This is a genomic window from endosymbiont of unidentified scaly snail isolate Monju, assembly GCF_000801295.1.
Lineage (GTDB): Bacteria > Pseudomonadota > Gammaproteobacteria > Chromatiales > Chromatiaceae > MONJU.
The window spans coordinates 2068396-2083819 of sequence record NZ_AP012978.1; the positions used below are offsets into that span (position 1 = coordinate 2068396).

21 protein-coding genes are annotated in these 15424 nt (G+C 66.2%); 11 read left to right on the forward strand and 10 right to left on the reverse strand.

Annotated elements, in window-relative coordinates; translation table 11 throughout:
* Nucleotide 1: 1 nt before the first annotated feature.
* The 6 genes from EBS_RS09910 (at nucleotide 2) to EBS_RS09935 (ending at nucleotide 5005) form a co-directional block, all read left to right on the forward strand.
* Nucleotides 2-889, forward strand: coding sequence for an energy transducer TonB (locus tag EBS_RS09910; RefSeq protein WP_043108512.1), 888 nt, complete (start codon nucleotides 2-4; stop codon nucleotides 887-889).
* Between the two features lie 48 nt (nucleotides 890-937).
* Nucleotides 938-1498 carry a YqgE/AlgH family protein gene (locus EBS_RS09915; protein ID WP_043108513.1) on the forward strand — a complete coding sequence of 187 codons (561 nt, stop codon included), beginning with the start codon at nucleotides 938-940 and terminating at the stop codon, nucleotides 1496-1498.
* The gene (gene ruvX / locus EBS_RS09920) at nucleotides 1498-1896 is read left to right on the forward strand and encodes a Holliday junction resolvase RuvX (protein WP_043108514.1); all 399 of its coding nucleotides are present in this window, start codon (nucleotides 1498-1500) and stop codon (nucleotides 1894-1896) included. Before EBS_RS09915 ends, ruvX begins: the two co-directional genes overlap by 1 nt.
* Nucleotides 1893-2429, forward strand: a complete 537-nt coding sequence (gene pyrR, locus EBS_RS09925) for a bifunctional pyr operon transcriptional regulator/uracil phosphoribosyltransferase PyrR (RefSeq protein WP_148307731.1) — start codon at nucleotides 1893-1895, stop codon at nucleotides 2427-2429. Before ruvX ends, pyrR begins: the two co-directional genes overlap by 4 nt.
* 288 nt (nucleotides 2430-2717) lie before the next feature.
* Nucleotides 2718-3704 (forward strand): aspartate carbamoyltransferase catalytic subunit, encoded by a 987-nt coding sequence (locus EBS_RS09930; RefSeq protein WP_043108516.1) that lies wholly within the window; start codon nucleotides 2718-2720, stop codon nucleotides 3702-3704.
* Nucleotides 3701-5005, forward strand: a complete 1305-nt coding sequence (locus EBS_RS09935) for a dihydroorotase (RefSeq protein WP_043108517.1) — start codon at nucleotides 3701-3703, stop codon at nucleotides 5003-5005. Before EBS_RS09930 ends, EBS_RS09935 begins: the two co-directional genes overlap by 4 nt.
* A 138-nt stretch (nucleotides 5006-5143) precedes the next feature.
* Here EBS_RS09935 and EBS_RS09940 read toward each other — a convergent pair whose 3' ends face one another.
* Nucleotides 5144-5602, reverse strand: a complete 459-nt coding sequence (locus EBS_RS09940; RefSeq protein ID WP_043108518.1) for a CopD family protein — start codon at nucleotides 5600-5602, stop codon at nucleotides 5144-5146.
* 29 nt (nucleotides 5603-5631) lie between these two features.
* Between EBS_RS09940 and EBS_RS09945 the strand changes: the two genes are divergently transcribed.
* The 4 genes from EBS_RS09945 to htpX are packed head-to-tail and all read left to right on the forward strand — an operon-like array spanning nucleotide 5632 to nucleotide 7907.
* On the forward strand, nucleotides 5632-6057 hold the full coding sequence (locus tag EBS_RS09945) for a CoA-binding protein (RefSeq protein ID WP_331711228.1): 426 nt from the start codon (nucleotides 5632-5634) through the stop codon (nucleotides 6055-6057).
* A 13-nt stretch (nucleotides 6058-6070) separates the two neighbouring features.
* Nucleotides 6071-6550, forward strand: coding sequence for a transcription elongation factor GreB (gene greB / locus EBS_RS09950; RefSeq protein WP_043108519.1), 480 nt, complete (start codon nucleotides 6071-6073; stop codon nucleotides 6548-6550).
* 54 nt (nucleotides 6551-6604) lie between these two features.
* Nucleotides 6605-6985 (forward strand): YbaN family protein, encoded by a 381-nt coding sequence (locus tag EBS_RS09955; RefSeq protein ID WP_043108520.1) that lies wholly within the window; start codon nucleotides 6605-6607, stop codon nucleotides 6983-6985.
* A gap of 55 nt (nucleotides 6986-7040) precedes the next feature.
* Complete coding sequence (gene htpX / locus EBS_RS09960) at nucleotides 7041-7907, forward strand: protease HtpX (RefSeq protein ID WP_043108521.1); 867 nt, start codon at nucleotides 7041-7043, stop codon at nucleotides 7905-7907.
* Between the two features lie 149 nt (nucleotides 7908-8056).
* On the opposite strand, the gene EBS_RS09965 is transcribed toward htpX, so the two are convergent.
* Both EBS_RS09965 and yidD read right to left on the reverse strand, forming a co-directional pair.
* Nucleotides 8057-9103 carry a GDP-D-glucose phosphorylase 1 family protein gene (locus EBS_RS09965; protein ID WP_052199488.1) on the reverse strand — a complete coding sequence of 349 codons (1047 nt, stop codon included), beginning with the start codon at nucleotides 9101-9103 and terminating at the stop codon, nucleotides 8057-8059.
* Nucleotides 9096-9335, reverse strand: a complete 240-nt coding sequence (gene yidD, locus EBS_RS09970; protein ID WP_043108522.1) for a membrane protein insertion efficiency factor YidD — start codon at nucleotides 9333-9335, stop codon at nucleotides 9096-9098. The genes EBS_RS09965 and yidD overlap by 8 nt, the downstream gene beginning before the upstream one ends.
* A gap of 31 nt (nucleotides 9336-9366) precedes the next feature.
* On the opposite strand from yidD, the gene EBS_RS13085 reads away from it, so the two are divergent.
* The gene (locus tag EBS_RS13085; RefSeq protein WP_052199489.1) at nucleotides 9367-9930 is read left to right on the forward strand and encodes a hypothetical protein; all 564 of its coding nucleotides are present in this window, start codon (nucleotides 9367-9369) and stop codon (nucleotides 9928-9930) included.
* A gap of 1 nt (nucleotide 9931) precedes the next feature.
* Here EBS_RS13085 and EBS_RS09980 read toward each other — a convergent pair whose 3' ends face one another.
* The 7 genes from EBS_RS09980 to EBS_RS10010 all read right to left on the reverse strand — a co-directional run bounded on the left by EBS_RS09980 (nucleotide 9932) and on the right by EBS_RS10010 (nucleotide 15387).
* Nucleotides 9932-11404: a GGDEF domain-containing protein gene (locus EBS_RS09980; RefSeq protein ID WP_043108523.1), complete on the reverse strand. Its 1473-nt coding sequence runs from the start codon at nucleotides 11402-11404 to the stop codon at nucleotides 9932-9934.
* Between the two features lie 7 nt (nucleotides 11405-11411).
* On the reverse strand, nucleotides 11412-12218 hold the full coding sequence (locus EBS_RS09985; protein WP_052199490.1) for an endonuclease/exonuclease/phosphatase family protein: 807 nt from the start codon (nucleotides 12216-12218) through the stop codon (nucleotides 11412-11414).
* A gap of 5 nt (nucleotides 12219-12223) precedes the next feature.
* Nucleotides 12224-12805 carry a thiol:disulfide interchange protein DsbA/DsbL gene (locus EBS_RS09990; protein ID WP_052199491.1) on the reverse strand — a complete coding sequence of 194 codons (582 nt, stop codon included), beginning with the start codon at nucleotides 12803-12805 and terminating at the stop codon, nucleotides 12224-12226.
* Nucleotides 12806-13061: 256 nt separating this feature from the next.
* A complete protein-coding gene (locus EBS_RS09995) occupies nucleotides 13062-13667 on the reverse strand; it encodes a c-type cytochrome (protein WP_043108524.1) in 606 nt (201 codons plus the stop codon).
* Nucleotides 13668-13799: 132 nt separating this feature from the next.
* The gene (locus tag EBS_RS10000; RefSeq protein ID WP_043108525.1) at nucleotides 13800-14108 is read right to left on the reverse strand and encodes a c-type cytochrome; all 309 of its coding nucleotides are present in this window, start codon (nucleotides 14106-14108) and stop codon (nucleotides 13800-13802) included.
* Between the two features lie 46 nt (nucleotides 14109-14154).
* On the reverse strand, nucleotides 14155-14610 hold the full coding sequence (locus tag EBS_RS13090) for a hypothetical protein (protein ID WP_148307732.1): 456 nt from the start codon (nucleotides 14608-14610) through the stop codon (nucleotides 14155-14157).
* Between the two features lie 54 nt (nucleotides 14611-14664).
* Nucleotides 14665-15387, reverse strand: coding sequence for a pseudouridine synthase (locus EBS_RS10010; RefSeq protein ID WP_043109676.1), 723 nt, complete (start codon nucleotides 15385-15387; stop codon nucleotides 14665-14667).
* Nucleotides 15388-15424: the final 37 nt, after the last annotated feature.

Below are 15424 nucleotides of genomic sequence, written 5' to 3' on the forward strand. Positions count from 1 at the left end.
CATGAAGGAACGGCCGACAGGACAGATCACCCGTGAACCCCTGGGCCTGGCCCTGCTCGGGGCCACGGTGGTGCATGCCTTCGTGATCCTCGCCATCGGCTTCGATATCCAGCGCAACAACCCGCCAGCGCCGGAGCGCACGCTGGACATCACCCTCGTAGTCCCCGAGAAGAAACCCGAAAAGGTCGAGAAGCCGGACTTCCTGGCCCAGGCCTCGCAGCTCGGCGGGGGCGAGCAGGTACAGAAGAATCGCCCCAGCAACCCGCTGGGCAATCCCCGGGCGATCCGCAAGCAGCAGAAGCCGGCGCCCGAGCTGGTTCGCGCCGGCGCGGTCCGCCCCGAACCGCGCCAGCAGAAGCAAGTGATCACCACCCGGCACGCCGACCGCAAGGAAACCGTGCGCAAGCCCAGACCCACCATCAAGGCCACACCGCGCCCACGCGTTGCCCAGTTGCTGGCCAGCACCCAGAAGGAGATCGACCGCCTGACCGCGGAACTCGACCGCCACGCCCAGGCCGCGTCCAAACACAAGCGCCGCAAGGTACTCAACGCCAGCACCCAGGAATACAAGTACGCCAGCTATCTCGAGGCCTGGCGGCGCAAGGTCGAGCGCATCGGCAATCTCAACTACCCCGACGAGGCCAAGCGCAAGCGCCTGTACGGCGCGCTGATCCTGCACGTGGCCGTGCGCGCCGACGGCAGCATCGAGCAGATCCGCCTGCTGCGTTCCTCCGGTCACAAGGTCCTCGACGACGCGGCCATCCGCATCGTCCGCCTGGCCGCCCCCTTCGCGCCCTTCCCTCCCGAGATCCGCAAGGAGGTGGATGTGCTCGACATCACCCGCACCTGGCAGTTCCGCAGCGGCAACCGCTTGTTTTCCGAGCCCTGAGCCCGCATCTGTATTGCGGGAAACGCTCAACCGCCGGATACTCATGCCATGGATACCAGCAACCTGACCAACCATCTGCTGATCGCCATGCCCAGCCTGCGGGATCCCAATTTCTCGCACACGGTGACCTATATCTGCGAGCACAGCCCCAACGGCGCCATGGGCATCGTCATCAACCGCCCGATCGACATTCGCGTCAGCGAGGTGCTCGAACAGATGGAGATCCCGAGCGACGACCCGGGCGTGAAGGAGGCACCGGTCTACCTGGGCGGACCGGTCGAGGAACAGCGCGGCTTCGTGCTGCACGATTCGGACCAGGAATGGGAATCCACCCTGCGCATCAACGACCAGATCAGCGTCACCACCTCGCGCGACATCCTCGAGGCCATGGCCCGCGGCGAAGGGCCCGCGCATGCCCTGGTGGCGCTGGGCTACGCCGGCTGGGGACCGGGGCAACTGGAACAGGAGATCCTCGACAACAGCTGGCTGAGTGCCCCGGCCGATCGCGCCATCCTCTTCGAACTGCCGCCGCCACACCGCTGGGAGGCCGCGGCGCGGCTGATCGGGGTGGATCTCAACCGCCTGAGCACCGACAGCGGCCACGCCTGATGGCTACCCTGCTCGGCTTCGACTACGGGAGCCACAAGATCGGCGTGGCCGTCGGCCAGACCCTGACACAAAGCGCCAATCCCCTCACCACCTTGGGCAACCGACGCGGAAAGCCCGACTGGGAGCGCATCGGCACCCTGATCGAAGAATGGCAACCCGACGCCCTGGTGGTCGGCCATCCCTTCGAGATGACCGACCGCGAAGCAAACAACGCCGAACCCGCCAAGCGATTCGCGCGCCAGCTGCACGGACGCTACCATCTGCCCGTGCACCTGATCGACGAGCGCCTGACCACGCGTGCGGCCTGGCTCGACCTGGGTGCGGAAGCAGCCCGCGATCCGACCCGCGTCGATGCCTGGGCTGCCAAACTGATACTCGAGACCTGGCTGAGACAATGACCGAGGCACCACGACACATCTTCATGCAGCATGACGGCATCATCGACCTGATCGATGGCATGACCGGCATCCTGCGCCACTACCTGCGCGACCGCGAAATCGACGACCCCGCAATCATCGGCATCCACACCGGCGGGGCTTGGATCGCCCACGAGCTGCACCAGCGGCTGGACTGCCCCGGCCCGCTCGGTCTGCTCGACATCAGCTTCTACCGCGACGACTTCACGCGCATCGGTGTCAACCCGCAGGTCCGCCCCTCGCGCATCGAGTTCGATGTGGACGAGCGCAACATCGTACTGGTGGACGACGTGATCCAGAGCGGGCGCACCATCCGTGCGGCCATGAACGAGATCTTCGACTTCGGCCGACCGGCCAGTATCACCCTGGTCACCCTGATCGAGCGCAACGGCCGCCAGCTGCCCATCCAGCCCGACGTGGTCGGCCTGAGCCTGCCACTGCCCACGCACGAACACATCCGCCTCACCGGGCCCGAGACCTACAGCCTGGAGATCAGCCGCCGCACCGATGCATGAATACGAAGGTTCGGCCCGGGGACGGGCCTCCTACGGTGGGAGTGGCGTCCTCGTCGCGAACACTCCCTGCAAAGCATGCGACCCGCCCCGCGGACTGTTACTGAGACAACCCTGAGTAAAGCGACACTCAGCGGGTCTCAGGGCGTTCAGCCACAAGGCGCACAGGCAGCAGGCATGGCCATTCCATGTCAAGCCAGCGCAACACCGTGGATGGCCCCCCTGATGCCCGCCCACGGGGAGCGCTCTGAGCGTTGCTTTACTCAGGGTTGTCTCAGTACAATGCGCGCAATGGCGAGCGACAGACGACAGAACATCCAACTGACGCCGGATGGCCGCCTTCGCCATTTCCTGACCATCGAGGGACTGAGCCGCGAACTGCTCACCCACATCCTCGACATCGCCGAGTCCTTCGCCACCCTGCCGGGCCGGCCGGTCAAGAAGGTTCCTGCGCTGCGTGGGCGCATCATCACCAACCTGTTCTTCGAGAACAGCACCCGCACCCGCACGACCTTCGAACTGGCCGCCAAGCGGCTGTCCGCCGACGTACTCAACTTCAATGCCAGCACTTCGGCCACCGCCAAGGGCGAGACCCTGCTGGACACCCTGCGCAACATCGAGGCGATGCACAGCGAGATGTTCGTGGTGCGCCACAGCCAGTCGGGCGCGGCGCATTTCATTGCCCGCCATGCCGCCCCCGGCGTGAGCGTGATCAACGCCGGCGACGGCCGCCACGCCCACCCGACCCAGGCCATGCTGGACATGTTCACCATCCGCCGTCACAAGGGCGATTTCACCCCGCTGCGGGTGGCCATCGTCGGTGACATCCTGCACTCGCGGGTGGCACGCTCGCAGATCCTCGCCCTCAACACCCTGGGCGTGACCGAGGTGCGCGTGGTCGGCCCACGCACCCTGATCCCCACCGAGGCGCGGGCGCTGGGTGTGCACGTCTATCACGACCTCGACGAGGGCCTGCGCGACGTGGACGTGGTCATCATGCTGCGCCTGCAGAAGGAACGCATGGATGGCGCCCTGCTGCCCAGCGAATCCGAATACTTCCGCCTCTACGGCCTGACCAACAAGCGCCTGGAGGCGGCCAAGCCGGATGCCATCGTCATGCACCCCGGCCCCATGAACCGCGGCGTCGAGATGGACTCCGAGGTGGCCGACGGACCGCGCTCGGTGATCCTGCAACAGGTTAGCTACGGCATTGCAGTGCGCATGGCGGTCATGAGCCTGTGCATGCAGACCCATGCCGAGGAGCGGGGAGAGGCATGAACATCAGCATCCTCAACGGCCGCCTGATCGACCCGGCCAACGGCATCGACGACACCCTGGACCTGCACATCCAGGGCCAGCAGATCCTCGCCATCGGCGCGGCGCCCGAAGGCTTCGAGGCACAGGAGACCATCGATGCCAGCGGCTGCATCGTCTGCCCGGGGCTGGTGGACATCGCCGCCTCGCTACGCGACCCCGGCCCCGGCCGTATCGACCTGGCCAGCGAGACTGCCGCTGCCGCGCGTGGTGGCATCACCACTCTGGTGTGCACCCCGGACACCCAACCGGTGATCGACACCCCTGCGGTGATCGAGCTGATCCACCGTACCGCGCGCAAGCTGCGACGCACCCGGGTACTGATCGCCGCCGCCCTCACCCAGGGACTGGACGGCCAGCAACTGGCCAACATGGCCGCGCTGGCCCGCGCCGGTGCGGTCGCCCTGAGCAATGCGCGACATCCGCTGGCCAACACCCTGGTCGAGCGCCGTGCCCTGGAGTATGCCGCCACCTTCGGCCTGACCGTGATGCTGCGCCCCGAGGACCCGCACCTGCGTGCCGGCGGCTGCGCGCACGAGGGCGCGGTGGCTACCCGACTGGGCCTGCCCGGCATCCCCAGTTGCGCCGAGACGGTGGCCGTGGCGCGCGACCTGGCGCTGGCCGAACACACCGGTGCCCGGGTGCATTTCCATGCCCTGTCCACGTCCGGCGCCGCCAACCAGCTGCGCGAGGCCCAGGCCGCGAAGCTGCCGGTCAGCGCCGATGTCGCCGCTCACCAGCTGCACCTGACCGAGATGGACATCGAAGGTTTCGACGCCGACTGCCACGTCTCGCCACCGCTGCGCACCCTGGCCGACCGCGAGGCCCTGCGCCAGGCGGTGGCCGACGGCACCATCGCGGCCATCTGCTCTGATCACCAGCCCCACGAGCTGGACGCCAAGGAGGCTCCCTTCCCCGAGACCGCCCCCGGCATCTCGGGCCTCGAGACCCTGCTGGCGTTGACCCTGCGCCTGGTAGACGAAGGCGTGCTGTCACTCACCGAGGCCATCGCCCGGGTCACCTGCGGCCCGGCCGATCTGCTCGGCCTGCCCCATGGGCGGCTGGGCGCGGGCAGCCCCGCGGACGTCTGCATCTTCGAGCCCGACACCCCCTGGACACTGCACCGCTCGGCACTGTGCAGCGAGGGCCGCAACACCCCCTTCGACGGCTGGGAATTCGAAGGCCAGGTCACCCATACCCTGTTCAACGGGCGCGTGGTCTACCGGCGCGACGCACGAGAACCCACCCAAGTGACCTCCAATTGATCTGGCGCAAAGACGTCGGTGCGCAACCGGCACACACTAAAGGCTCGAAGTCGAATCCGGCATATCTCTCTCCGCCGAAACTTCGATGCTTATCTCACTCTTATGACTGACCTTGCCCGCCTCGATGAGGCGTTTTTTTTACGCCAGATAACGCCCAGCCGCCGCAATGGCGATGTTGCACAGGCCGATCATGGTGTTGGTACCCACCAGCACACGGATCTGCGCCAGCGCCTGCCCGCCCGCCGGCCAATCCTGCGCGGCCACCGCCCGTTTCAGGCGTCCGTAGGGTGCGAAGAAGACGTGCATGAAGATCAGCATCATGACAATACCGATGCCGAACATGGCATGGATGTAGAGCGGGCTACCGGCAAAGCCCCCGAAGACCCCGAACATCATCCACAGCCCGGTACCGAGGATGATCAGCACGCTCAGCCACACCCAGGGGAAGAAGCGCCCGAACACCCCGACCCACAGGGTCAGGCGCACCGGCGGCTCGAGCTGCGCAGCGGCGACCGGCCGCAGCACCATGTAGGCGAAGAACATGCCGCCCACCCAGATGACGACAGACAAGACATGCAACGTGACCATTGCACTCATGGCCCCCCCTCGAGACAAAACGGTTAAAATTGTCGGCATTCTACACCGCGCACCACGCCACCGAAGCAATACCCGCTACCATGCAGGCCTCCGATCACCACGTCGCCGTACTGGGCGCCAGCCCCAAGCCAGCACGCTATGCCAACCAGGCCATCCGCCTGCTGCTCGAGCACGGCTACCGGGTGACGCCCATCCACCCACGCTTTCGCGAGATCGAGGGGCTGACAGTCGCCAACACGCTGGACCAGGTGCCACGCCCAGTGGATACCCTCACCCTCTACGTCGGCCCCGAACGCCTGGAACCGCAGATCCCGGCACTGGTCGCGCTCGCGCCCGGCCGGGTGATCTTCAATCCCGGCACCGAATCGCGCGTCTTCCAGCAGGCGCTGGATGCCGCCGGCATTCCCTGGTTCGAGGCCTGCACCCTGGTACTGCTCAAGACCAGGCAATTCTGACTCCTCCAGACCCATGGCACGCTCACCCCATATCACCCGAGAAGGTTTCGAGGCACTGAAGGCGGAGCAGCGCGCGCTCTGGGACAAGCGCCGCAAGGTGGTGAAACACCTGGCCGCCGCCGCGGCCGAGGGCGATCGCTCGGAGAACGCCGAGTACATCTATCGCAAGAAGCAGCTGCGCGACCTGGACCGGCGCATCCGCTACCTGCAGAAGCGCATTCCCGAGCTGAAGGTGGTCGAGCGCGCCCCCGATGACCCCGAACGGGTGTACTTCGGCGCCTGGGTGGAACTGGCCGACCGTCAGGGAGAGACCCATGCCTACCGCATCGTGGGCGCCGACGAGTTCGATCCCAAGCGTCGCTGGATCAGCATCGACTCGCCGATGGCGCGCGCCCTGCTCGGCCGCGCCCTCGACGAGCCGGTGCGCGTGCGCCTGCCCGACGGCGAGGCCGAATTCGAAATCATCGACATTCGCTACGACAACCCGGCCTGAAATTTCGCCGGCACCGGCCGATAACAGCCTCGAAGCAATCGACCAGGAGCCATCATGCAATCCCGACATGCCTACCTGCTGCTCGGCTGGCTGTGCGTCGGCCTCGGCCCCCTCGGGGCCCTGCTGCCGCTGATGCCCACCACCGTGTTCCTGCTGATCGCCGCCTGGGCCTTCTCGCGCAGCTCGCCGCGCTGGCACCGCTGGTTGCGCGAACACCCGCGCTTCGGACACCTGGTGCGCGGATGGGAAGAACACCACGCCATGCCCGCGCGCGCCAAGCGCATCGCCTGGACCGCCATGGCCCTGTCCTGGGTCCTCACTGCCGCCCTGTTCGGCCCGGCATCGGTGGCTGCACTGGCCTGTGGCCTGTGCCTGCTCGGGGTCGCCTGCTACATCGCCCGCCTGCCGGTGATGGAGGCCTCGCGGCAGACTTGAACTTCGCCCTCTGAATCCGCACATTAGGCGCGACTCAACACTCGGAGAAAACGACGTGCGTCTGCTGCTGTTCCTTGCGACCAACGTGGCCGTGCTGGTGGTCATCAGCCTGATGTTCCGCCTGCTCGGCATCGACGACCTGCTGGCCGCCAACCGGGTCGATCTCGACCTCAACGCCCTGTTGATCTACTCGGCCATCATCGGCTTCTCGGGCTCGCTGATCTCGCTGTTCATGTCCAAGTTCATGGCCAAGCAGGGCATGGGCGTGCAGGTCATCGAGCAGCCCACCAACGGGGTCGAACTGTGGCTGGTGGACACCGTGGCCCGTCAGGCCCAGGCGGTGGGCATCGGCATGCCCGAGGTCGGCATCTTCGAGGGACCGCCCAATGCCTTTGCCACCGGCTGGAACAAGGACGACGCCCTGGTAGCCGTCTCCACCGGTCTGCTCTCGACCATGAACCGTGACGAGATCGAGGCGGTGCTGGCGCACGAGATCAGCCACGTGGCCAACGGCGACATGGTGACCCTCACCCTGCTCCAGGGCGTGGTCAACACCTTCGTGGTGTTCCTCTCGCGGGTGGTGGGCCATATCGTGGACCGAGTGATCCTCAAGAACGAGCGTGGCCACGGTATCGGCTTCTTCATCGCCTCCATGGTGGCCCAGGTGGTACTCGGCATCCTCGCCTCGATGATCGTGATGTGGTTCTCGCGCTGGCGCGAATACCGCGCCGATGCCGGCGCTGCGCAACTGGCCGGCAAGTTCAAGATGATCTCGGCACTGCGCCGCCTGCAACAGGCGCACACCGCGCCCCTGCCCGACGAGATGGCCGCCTTCGGCATCGCCGGCGGCAAGGTCAGCGCGCTGTTCGCCAGCCATCCGCCCATCGAGGAGCGCATCGCCGCGCTCGAGCGCCTGCCCTGACAGGTGGGAACCACGAAGGGTACAAGGGGCACAAAGGCCTTCAGGCAGACCTGCGTGGGAGAATACGCAAGGGACCCACATTCCCACACTTCGTGTGCTTTGTGTCCTTTGTGGTGAATTACCCGTCGCGTCCCTGGCGGCTCCAATGATCAGGGGGCCAGGGCGGTCAATGCGGCCATGATGTCCGAGGCCTCCAGGCCCTCGAAGGCCGCACGCTCGAACAGGGTGAAGCTGCCGGCCAGCTCCGACCAGGCGAAGCCGCCGCTCCATTCCGGCAAGGGATGCTGCCCCTGGAAACGGCGGCGCAGCAGGTACAGCCGCCCGGGGCGATAGAGCAGGTTGAAGGCGTGATTGTCCCGGTAACAGGTCTCGACCGCCTCCCAGGCGGCAGCCTCGTCATCCAGCCGAAGACAGGGCACGGGATAGTCCTCGGTGCCGCCGTTGTGCGACCAGCGCGCGTCTTCCACCGGATAGATCCCGCCTTCTTCCAGCACGAAACTCTGGAAATGCTGGTGGTTGACCGAGGCGAAGGCGCCGTAGGCGTTGAAGCCGAAGCCCAGCCCCGGCAGCTGCTCGCCCGCCCTCTCGCATAGCCGCCAGACCAGCCCGTGGGCCACACGATCGAGCACCTGTGGACGACAGGCCTTCGGTTCGATCAGCAACAGCCCGTGCAGCGGCGCGAAGGGAAACTTGTTGTAGAGCAGGCGGCAGGATTGCCCTTCCAGTTCGCCTTCCCAGAGGATCTCCTTGCGCAGGAAGGGCCGGTCAAAATGAAAACCCGCCGGATCGAAGGGCCGTTGCAGGCTGTCGATCACCGCGTCAGCCATGCGTGGCGGACGCAGGGCGCGCAGCAGATTGTATTGCAGCTGCCAGGGGCCGGTCGCGCGCCATTCGGTCGAGGGCAAGGCCTCCAGTCCCAGCAGGGCCAGGCGCAGGAACACCGCCACGTCGTCCTCGGCATCCACCGGCCGGGCGCCACGCGCCAGGGTCTCACGCAGCGCGTGGCGATGCCGCACGAAACGCGCCACCAGCGCTCGCCACAGGCGCTCACGCAGGGCCGGCTCGTGGGTGGTATTGGCCAACACCAGGATGAATACCCCCAGCCCGTCGTGGTCCGTCAGCATGCGCTCCAGCCCGTCGCCGAAGGCCTCTGTGAAGACGGTGCGATCCCGCCAGAACACCGGTAGCTCAGTCATGACGATGCGCATGCTCCGGCGGTTCGGGCACCGGGTCCACTCCACCTTCGTGCCAGGGATGGCAACGCGAGACGCGACGGATGCCCAGCCACAGGCCACGCAACGGCCCCCATTTTTCCATCGCCTCGATGGTGTAGGCCGAGCAGCTTGGGTAGTAACGGCAGTTGTTGCCCAGCACCGGGCTGATCAACAGTTGGTAGGCGCGCACCAGCGCGATGAGAAAGCGTTTCATGCACGCATTCTACCCGCAGTAGAATGCGCTGATGAACGGCAGCCTGTACCTGTTTCCCACCTGTCCCGAGGCCGCGCCCGACCCGGCCCCGGTGCTTGCCGCCCTCGAGGCCCTGCAAGTGGCCGGCACACCACTGGCCGAGACGGTCGGCAAGCGGGTATTTCACGCCGGTGAGGGCTTTGCACGCGAGGTGATCTTCGCCGGCTGCTCGCCGCACTTGCGCTTCGAAGCCGCACACGCCAACGACCGTGACTTCTGCCACCTCGCCCTGCACGGCCCACTACCAACCCCCCGGCTGTTCACCGGCCCCCGCACCGGCAGGCCGCGCTGCCCGAGTTGTCGCGCCCGCCTCGACGACTGGCGCGAGCGCGCCGTCGCGCCACTCTCGACACTGCCCTGCCCGGCCTGCGAGGCGGCCTGCCGGGCCATCGATCTCGACTGGCGGCAACAGGCCGCGATCGGGCGGCTGCTGGTGGAACTGCGCAACGTGTTTCCCGGCGAGGCCACGCCCAGCGATCGGCTGCTCGCGGCACTGCACAAGGCCACAGGGATCGACTGGCGTTACGGCTGGGCAGCAATGAGCGAAGCGCCCTGATTCAGGCGCTGCGCACCTCGGCACCGGCCGGCGGATCGGCCAGCACGCAACGGTTCTTGCCGGCACGCTTGGCCTGGTACATGGCCTGATCCGCGCGTTCGAACAACTGCTCGGCCGTCTCTCCCGGCCCGGCCACCGCCACCCCGCCGGAAAGCGTGATCTTCACCGGCTTGTTGTGCGAATGCATGCCGGCCTGCTCGACCTGACGGCGCATCATGTCGGCCACCTTGAGCGCGGCCTCACCATCGGCGCCCGGCAGCAGGCCGACGATCTCCTCGCCGCCGTAACGGGCGAGGAAATCGGTCTCGCGCAGGCTCTCGGCGAGGATCTTCCCGATCAGCGCCAGCGCGCGGTCACCGGCCTTGTGCCCGAACACGTCGTTGATCTGCTTGAAGTCGTCCACATCGAAGACCACCAGCGCAAGCGGGGTACCAAAGCGTCGCCAGCGCGCCAGTTCCTCGTCGATGCGTGCCTCGAAGGCGCGCCGGTTGGGCAGGCCGGTGAGCGGATCGCGCATCGCCTGCTGGCGGGTCTCCTCGACCTGACGGCGCAGGTCGAAGGCCTCGCGTTCCAGGGCCTCCAGCTGGCGCTTCATCAGTGCCGCCTGCTGCTCGGCCTGCACGTCACGCTGTGCCTCGTCCTTGATATGGGTGGCCACATGCTGCTGGATGCGGTCGAGGGTCTGAATGACCTGTTCACGCAACTGCGCCAGCCCCTGGTTCTCCTCCATGCGGGCGGACAGCCCCCCGACCTCGCTGCTCACCGCACGCCCCAGACGCATCCCGCTCTCGCGCGAGGCTCGGCGGCGCTCGCTGTCGCCGAGCATGTAGTCGTCCAGCGCCTCGAGGCGCTCGCTGAGCTGGGCCAGGAACACGCTGGAGGCCTCGGCGTCGCGATGCGCGCGATCCAGCGCGGTGGCCGCCATGTTGCCGATCTCGCGCACGACTTCCACCCAAGCGTCGCGTGGCGCCCCCTCGGCCAGTTGCTCGCGCAGGGCATCGACCCGCTGGCGCATGTCGTCCGGCCAGTCGATGGCATCGATGACCTCACGCAGCAAGGCGTTCGGATCACTCTGCCCGCCTCGGTGCAACAGACGCCCGAGCAGGCCGCTGCCAGCCTCCCTCGTGGTGTCCTGCCGAGCCTCGGCCTGCTGTTCACCAAACAGCAGGGCCGCCAGTTCGTCGAGCTGGCGCTCGAACAGGTCGCCCTGGACCCGGTCGTCCTGCGCCTTGAGCAGGGCATCGCCCAGCTCCTGGGCCTGTTCGATCAGGCGTTCCGGGGTGCCTTTCTTGACTGCCTTGCGCAGGCGTGACAGATGCGGGTCGAGCAGCGGGTCGAGGCCGGTGGTGGCCACGCACAGGCGCGAGATCAGGCGCAGCAGTTCGCGCTCGGCCTCCTGACGGCGCTTCTCCTCGCCATCGAGCTGCTCGGCCAGCTGCAGATAGCGATCACGCCACTTTTCCTGATCACTCATGGCGACCTCAGGCGGCCAGATGGATACGCTCGGGGATCAGCAGCTCCACACACACGGGGAGGTGGTCGCTCAGCGGGTAGTCGAGTACCCGGGCATTGAGCACCTGCAGGGAATCGGAGACCAGGATGTGGTCGATACGCCGCACCGGACGCCAGCTGGGGAAGGTCGGCTTGCTGCAACCCGGTTCACGCAGGCCATTGTGTTCGACGAAATGCCGAAATTCGGTGGTGTCGCAACTGGTATTGAGATCACCCATCACCACCACGTGTTCGGCATGGCGCAGGCGTTCGGCGATAAAGTCGAGCTGGCGACGCCGGTGCCGCCGCGACAGTGCCAGGTGCAGAGTGCAGACATGCAAGGCGTCGTCACCCTCACCAAACTCCAGCACCATGGCGCCACGGCCGTTACCGGGAGGCAGGCGATATTTGCTGACCCGGGTCGGCGCAAGGCGACTCAGAAAGCCGTTGCTGTTCTGCGCGATCATGCCGATGTCGCGGTTGACCTGCCGGTACCAGTAGGGATAGCCGGCACGGTGCGCCAGGTACTCGGTCATGTCGAGAAACCCGCTGCGCAGGCTGCCGGCATCGACCTCCTGCAGCCCCATCAGGTCGTAACCACGCAGCATCTGCGCGATCCGGTCCAGATTGTGGATGCGATGCCGGCTGGGCAGCACGTGCCGCCAGCCCTTGGTGAGATAGTCCCGGAACTGGCTGGTATCGATCCCGGCCTGGATGTTGTAACTCAGCAAACGCAGGCGCTGGCCGGCGCTCAGGCTGGAAGGAGTATCGATACTGGCGGTTTCCGATCTGTCCATCTATCTCATTCACTTTCTTCCTGGCGTTCCCTGCGAACGCGCTCCGCCAGGAAATCGGCCAGTTCAATCATTCCTTTAAAGTCCAGTCCGCGCCCGCTGCGATAACGGCCGTCGATCACCAGCGAAGGCACGGCACGCACCCCGTAACGACGCATCAGCGCGGCCGCCCGGTTGGTGCGCGTGGCCACCGCGAAGGAGTTCATGGCCTGGCGGAACTTGTCGATGTCCACCCCCTGTCCGCGCAGGAAGGCCTCGATGGCATCCTGGTCCTTGAGACGATTGCGCTTCTCGTGGATCTCGTTGAAGAAGGCCGCATGCACCCGGTCCAGTTCACCCATGGCCTGCAGGGCATAGTAGACCTTGGCATGCAGATTGGCGACACCGCCGAACATGGCGGGCACGCGCACGAATTCCACATCGTCCGGCTTGTTGGCCAGCCAGTTCTTGACGAAGGGCTCGAAGTGATAGCAATGGGGGCAGGTCCACATGAAGAACTCGATGACCTCGATCTTGTCGCCGGGCTTGCCCACTGGCGGTTCGGGCAGCAGCACCTCGTAGTGGGTGTTCTCCTCGAACTCGACTGCCACGGCAAGCGATGCCAGAGACAGTAGCGCGGATGCGAACAGAAGCTTTGCCAGATGTTTCACGTTTTCGACTCCCTATAGGTTCTCGTTGCCCGTTCCGGGACCAGGCCCCTGCTATCAGTTTAGCCAGCTCGCCGGGGCGGATCACTGCCTTGGAACCCCGGTCCCGCCTGGAGTTCCTGTCAACTCCTGCCGTTTATACGAAAAAGGCGGCCCAGCGGCCGCCTCTTTACTCACGCGATGTATGCGGATCGCCGGATCACTGCAGGCCCTGGACGTACTGGGCAACCGCCTCGATCTCTGCATCGGTCAGCTTGCTGGCGACCCCACGCATCATGGAACCCGCATCGTTGCTACGCGCACCACTGCGGAAGGCCTTGAGCTGCTTGACGACATAACCGGCATGCTGACCCTTCAGCGCGGGGAACTTCGCCTGCGGGTTGCCGGCCCCGGTGGGCGAGTGACAGGCCGCGCAGGCCGCCACGCCGGAGGTGGCGTTGCCGGCGCGATAGATCGTCTGGCCCAGCTCCAGCTTGTCTTCGGCCGTCTTGCCCGGCTTGACCTTCTGGCTGGAGAAATAGGCAGCCAGGTTGGCCATGTCCTGTTCGCTCAACGGCGCCACCATGGCGGTCATGGTGGGATCCTTGCGCTTGCCGCTCTTGAAGTCCTGCAACTGCTTGAGCAGGTAGTTCTCGTGCTGACCGGCCAGCTTGGAGAAATTGGCAGCCACGCTGTTGCCATCTGCACCGTGACAGCCGGCACAGGTACCGGACTTGGCCTGACCGGCAGCGGCATCACCTGCGGACATGGCCGGCGCGGCGACCACACAAGAGATCATGGATACGGCGAACAATACTTTTTTCATGGCTTTCCCCACAAAATCAAAAAACCGAATTGGCAAATCAGAGCGCAATTATAAGGAAATTCTGATGTAACTGCCAATCCACACGCGACTTCGCGCACGCCATCCGGTCTGTTCGGCCCGGGGACGGGCCTCCTACTGGAGGGTTGCGACATAGGCCGCCACGTTGTCGATGTCGGTATCGCTCAGGCCCTTGGCCATGGCACGCATGGTGGCATTGTCACGCTTGCCTGACTTGAAGGCCCGCAGTTGCGCAGCGACATAGGCCGCATCCTTGCCGGCGAGCGGCGGATACCCCAGGGCAGCATTGCCCGTCCCATCCGGCCCGTGACAGCCCGCGCAGACGACGAAGCGTGCCTTGCCCGCGGCCAGGTCCGCCGCGCCAGCATATCCCGCGTGAGCGAACAGGGCAGCACAGATCATCATGACGAGTGGTTTGTTCATTCCGCTCTCTCTCCGCCAGCTTGCCAAGACTCTCGCTCCCTGCTGATCAGCGTCGGGTATGGAAATCGTCGAGAATGCGCCAGCTTCGCCCACCACCTTCGAGGCGCAGGGCAAACTGCCAGTGCATCTGCCTTTGACTGCATACCGGCAGGATAGTTTCGCCTTCCCAGCGCCCCGGGGCCGCAGGTTTCAGGCGCACGCGATTGGGGGCCATCGTCATGTTCAGTCCGGTGATATCGCCAGCCAGTGGTCTCCAGTCACCGCGGTCGATGGTCACCACCACGCGCACCGGTTGCATCAGCGGCACGGGGCGGGGCGTCAAGGTCAGCGTCAGCACCGCACCATCGGGCAGCGCATGCCGGCAGGGCCCATCCGAAAGATGGCAGGCCAGCGCCGGCCCGATGCGCGGCACCTCTTCCGGTACCGACAGATACCGTGCGCCAAAAAACCCGGCCAGACCCAGTAACAGCACGCCCCCCAGGGACAACAGGGATCTTCTCACAACTACCTATCTCCCCCATCCGTCTGCCGATGGTTGCAGCCCGGGCACGCCGCGTCAAACCTCGCCCTCGGCCCGTGCGCGGCAATCCGCCAGCCGCGCAATCTCCTCGTTGCTCAGTGCGCGCCAGCGCCCCGGCGCCAGTTCAGGATCCAGCACCACCCCGCCGACCGACTCCCGGTGCAGGCGCAACACCCGGTTGCCCAGCGCTGCAAACATGCGCCGCACCTGGTGATAGCGCCCTTCGTGCAGGATCACCCGTGCGCGGCGGTCGTCCAGGCGCTCGAGCCGGGCCGGCCGGGTCGGCCGCTTCTCGCCACGCAGCACGATACCCTCGGCAAAGCACGCCTCGGCCTCTGCCACCAGTGGCTCGGCCAGCTCGGCGACATAGGCCTTGGCGCAGCCGCGTCGCGGCGAGGTGACCGCGTGCGACCAGTCGCCATCGTCAGTGAGCAGAAGCAGGCCTGTGGTGTCGCGATCGAGTCGACCGACGATATGCACCCGCGCGGCCAAATCGGGGGGCAGCAAATCGAGCACCGTGGCATGAATGGGGTCGCGCCGCGCACACACCAGTCCGGTCGGCTTGTTCAGCATCAGATAGACGGGACCCGCCAGTGCCACCGGCTCGTCACGCCAGCGCACCGCCGCGTCAGGCGGCACGCGCAGCCCGGGGTCGCGCACCACCTCACCGTCGAGGGTGACGCGCTGCTTGCGGATCTCGATCCCGGCCTGCTTGCGCGACAGGCCGGTGGCCTGCGCCAGCAGGCGGTCGAGACGGATGAACTCGCTGGACGTAGATCTGTTCATGGCGCGCAAG

Excerpts from the sequence above, each read along its gene's own strand:
- EBS_RS09910 (WP_043108512.1), top strand. The coding sequence starts at position 2 with ATGAAGGAACGGCCGACAGGACAGATCACCCGTGAACCCCTGGGCCTG.
- EBS_RS09915 (WP_043108513.1), top strand. The coding sequence starts at position 938 with ATGGATACCAGCAACCTGACCAACCATCTGCTGATCGCCATGCCCAGC.
- ruvX (WP_043108514.1), top strand. The coding sequence starts at position 1,498 with ATGGCTACCCTGCTCGGCTTCGACTACGGGAGCCACAAGATCGGCGTG.
- pyrR (WP_148307731.1), top strand. The coding sequence starts at position 1,893 with ATGACCGAGGCACCACGACACATCTTCATGCAGCATGACGGCATCATC.
- EBS_RS09930 (WP_043108516.1), top strand. The coding sequence starts at position 2,718 with ATGGCGAGCGACAGACGACAGAACATCCAACTGACGCCGGATGGCCGC.
- EBS_RS09935 (WP_043108517.1), top strand. The coding sequence starts at position 3,701 with ATGAACATCAGCATCCTCAACGGCCGCCTGATCGACCCGGCCAACGGC.
- EBS_RS09940 (WP_043108518.1), bottom strand. The coding sequence starts at position 5,602 with ATGAGTGCAATGGTCACGTTGCATGTCTTGTCTGTCGTCATCTGGGTG.
- greB (WP_043108519.1), top strand. The coding sequence starts at position 6,071 with ATGGCACGCTCACCCCATATCACCCGAGAAGGTTTCGAGGCACTGAAG.
- EBS_RS09955 (WP_043108520.1), top strand. The coding sequence starts at position 6,605 with ATGCAATCCCGACATGCCTACCTGCTGCTCGGCTGGCTGTGCGTCGGC.
- EBS_RS09965 (WP_052199488.1), bottom strand. The coding sequence starts at position 9,103 with ATGACTGAGCTACCGGTGTTCTGGCGGGATCGCACCGTCTTCACAGAG.
- yidD (WP_043108522.1), bottom strand. The coding sequence starts at position 9,335 with ATGAAACGCTTTCTCATCGCGCTGGTGCGCGCCTACCAACTGTTGATC.
- EBS_RS13085 (WP_052199489.1), top strand. The coding sequence starts at position 9,367 with ATGAACGGCAGCCTGTACCTGTTTCCCACCTGTCCCGAGGCCGCGCCC.
- EBS_RS09980 (WP_043108523.1), bottom strand. The coding sequence starts at position 11,404 with ATGAGTGATCAGGAAAAGTGGCGTGATCGCTATCTGCAGCTGGCCGAG.
- EBS_RS09985 (WP_052199490.1), bottom strand. The coding sequence starts at position 12,218 with ATGGACAGATCGGAAACCGCCAGTATCGATACTCCTTCCAGCCTGAGC.
- EBS_RS09995 (WP_043108524.1), bottom strand. The coding sequence starts at position 13,667 with ATGAAAAAAGTATTGTTCGCCGTATCCATGATCTCTTGTGTGGTCGCC.
- EBS_RS10000 (WP_043108525.1), bottom strand. The coding sequence starts at position 14,108 with ATGAACAAACCACTCGTCATGATGATCTGTGCTGCCCTGTTCGCTCAC.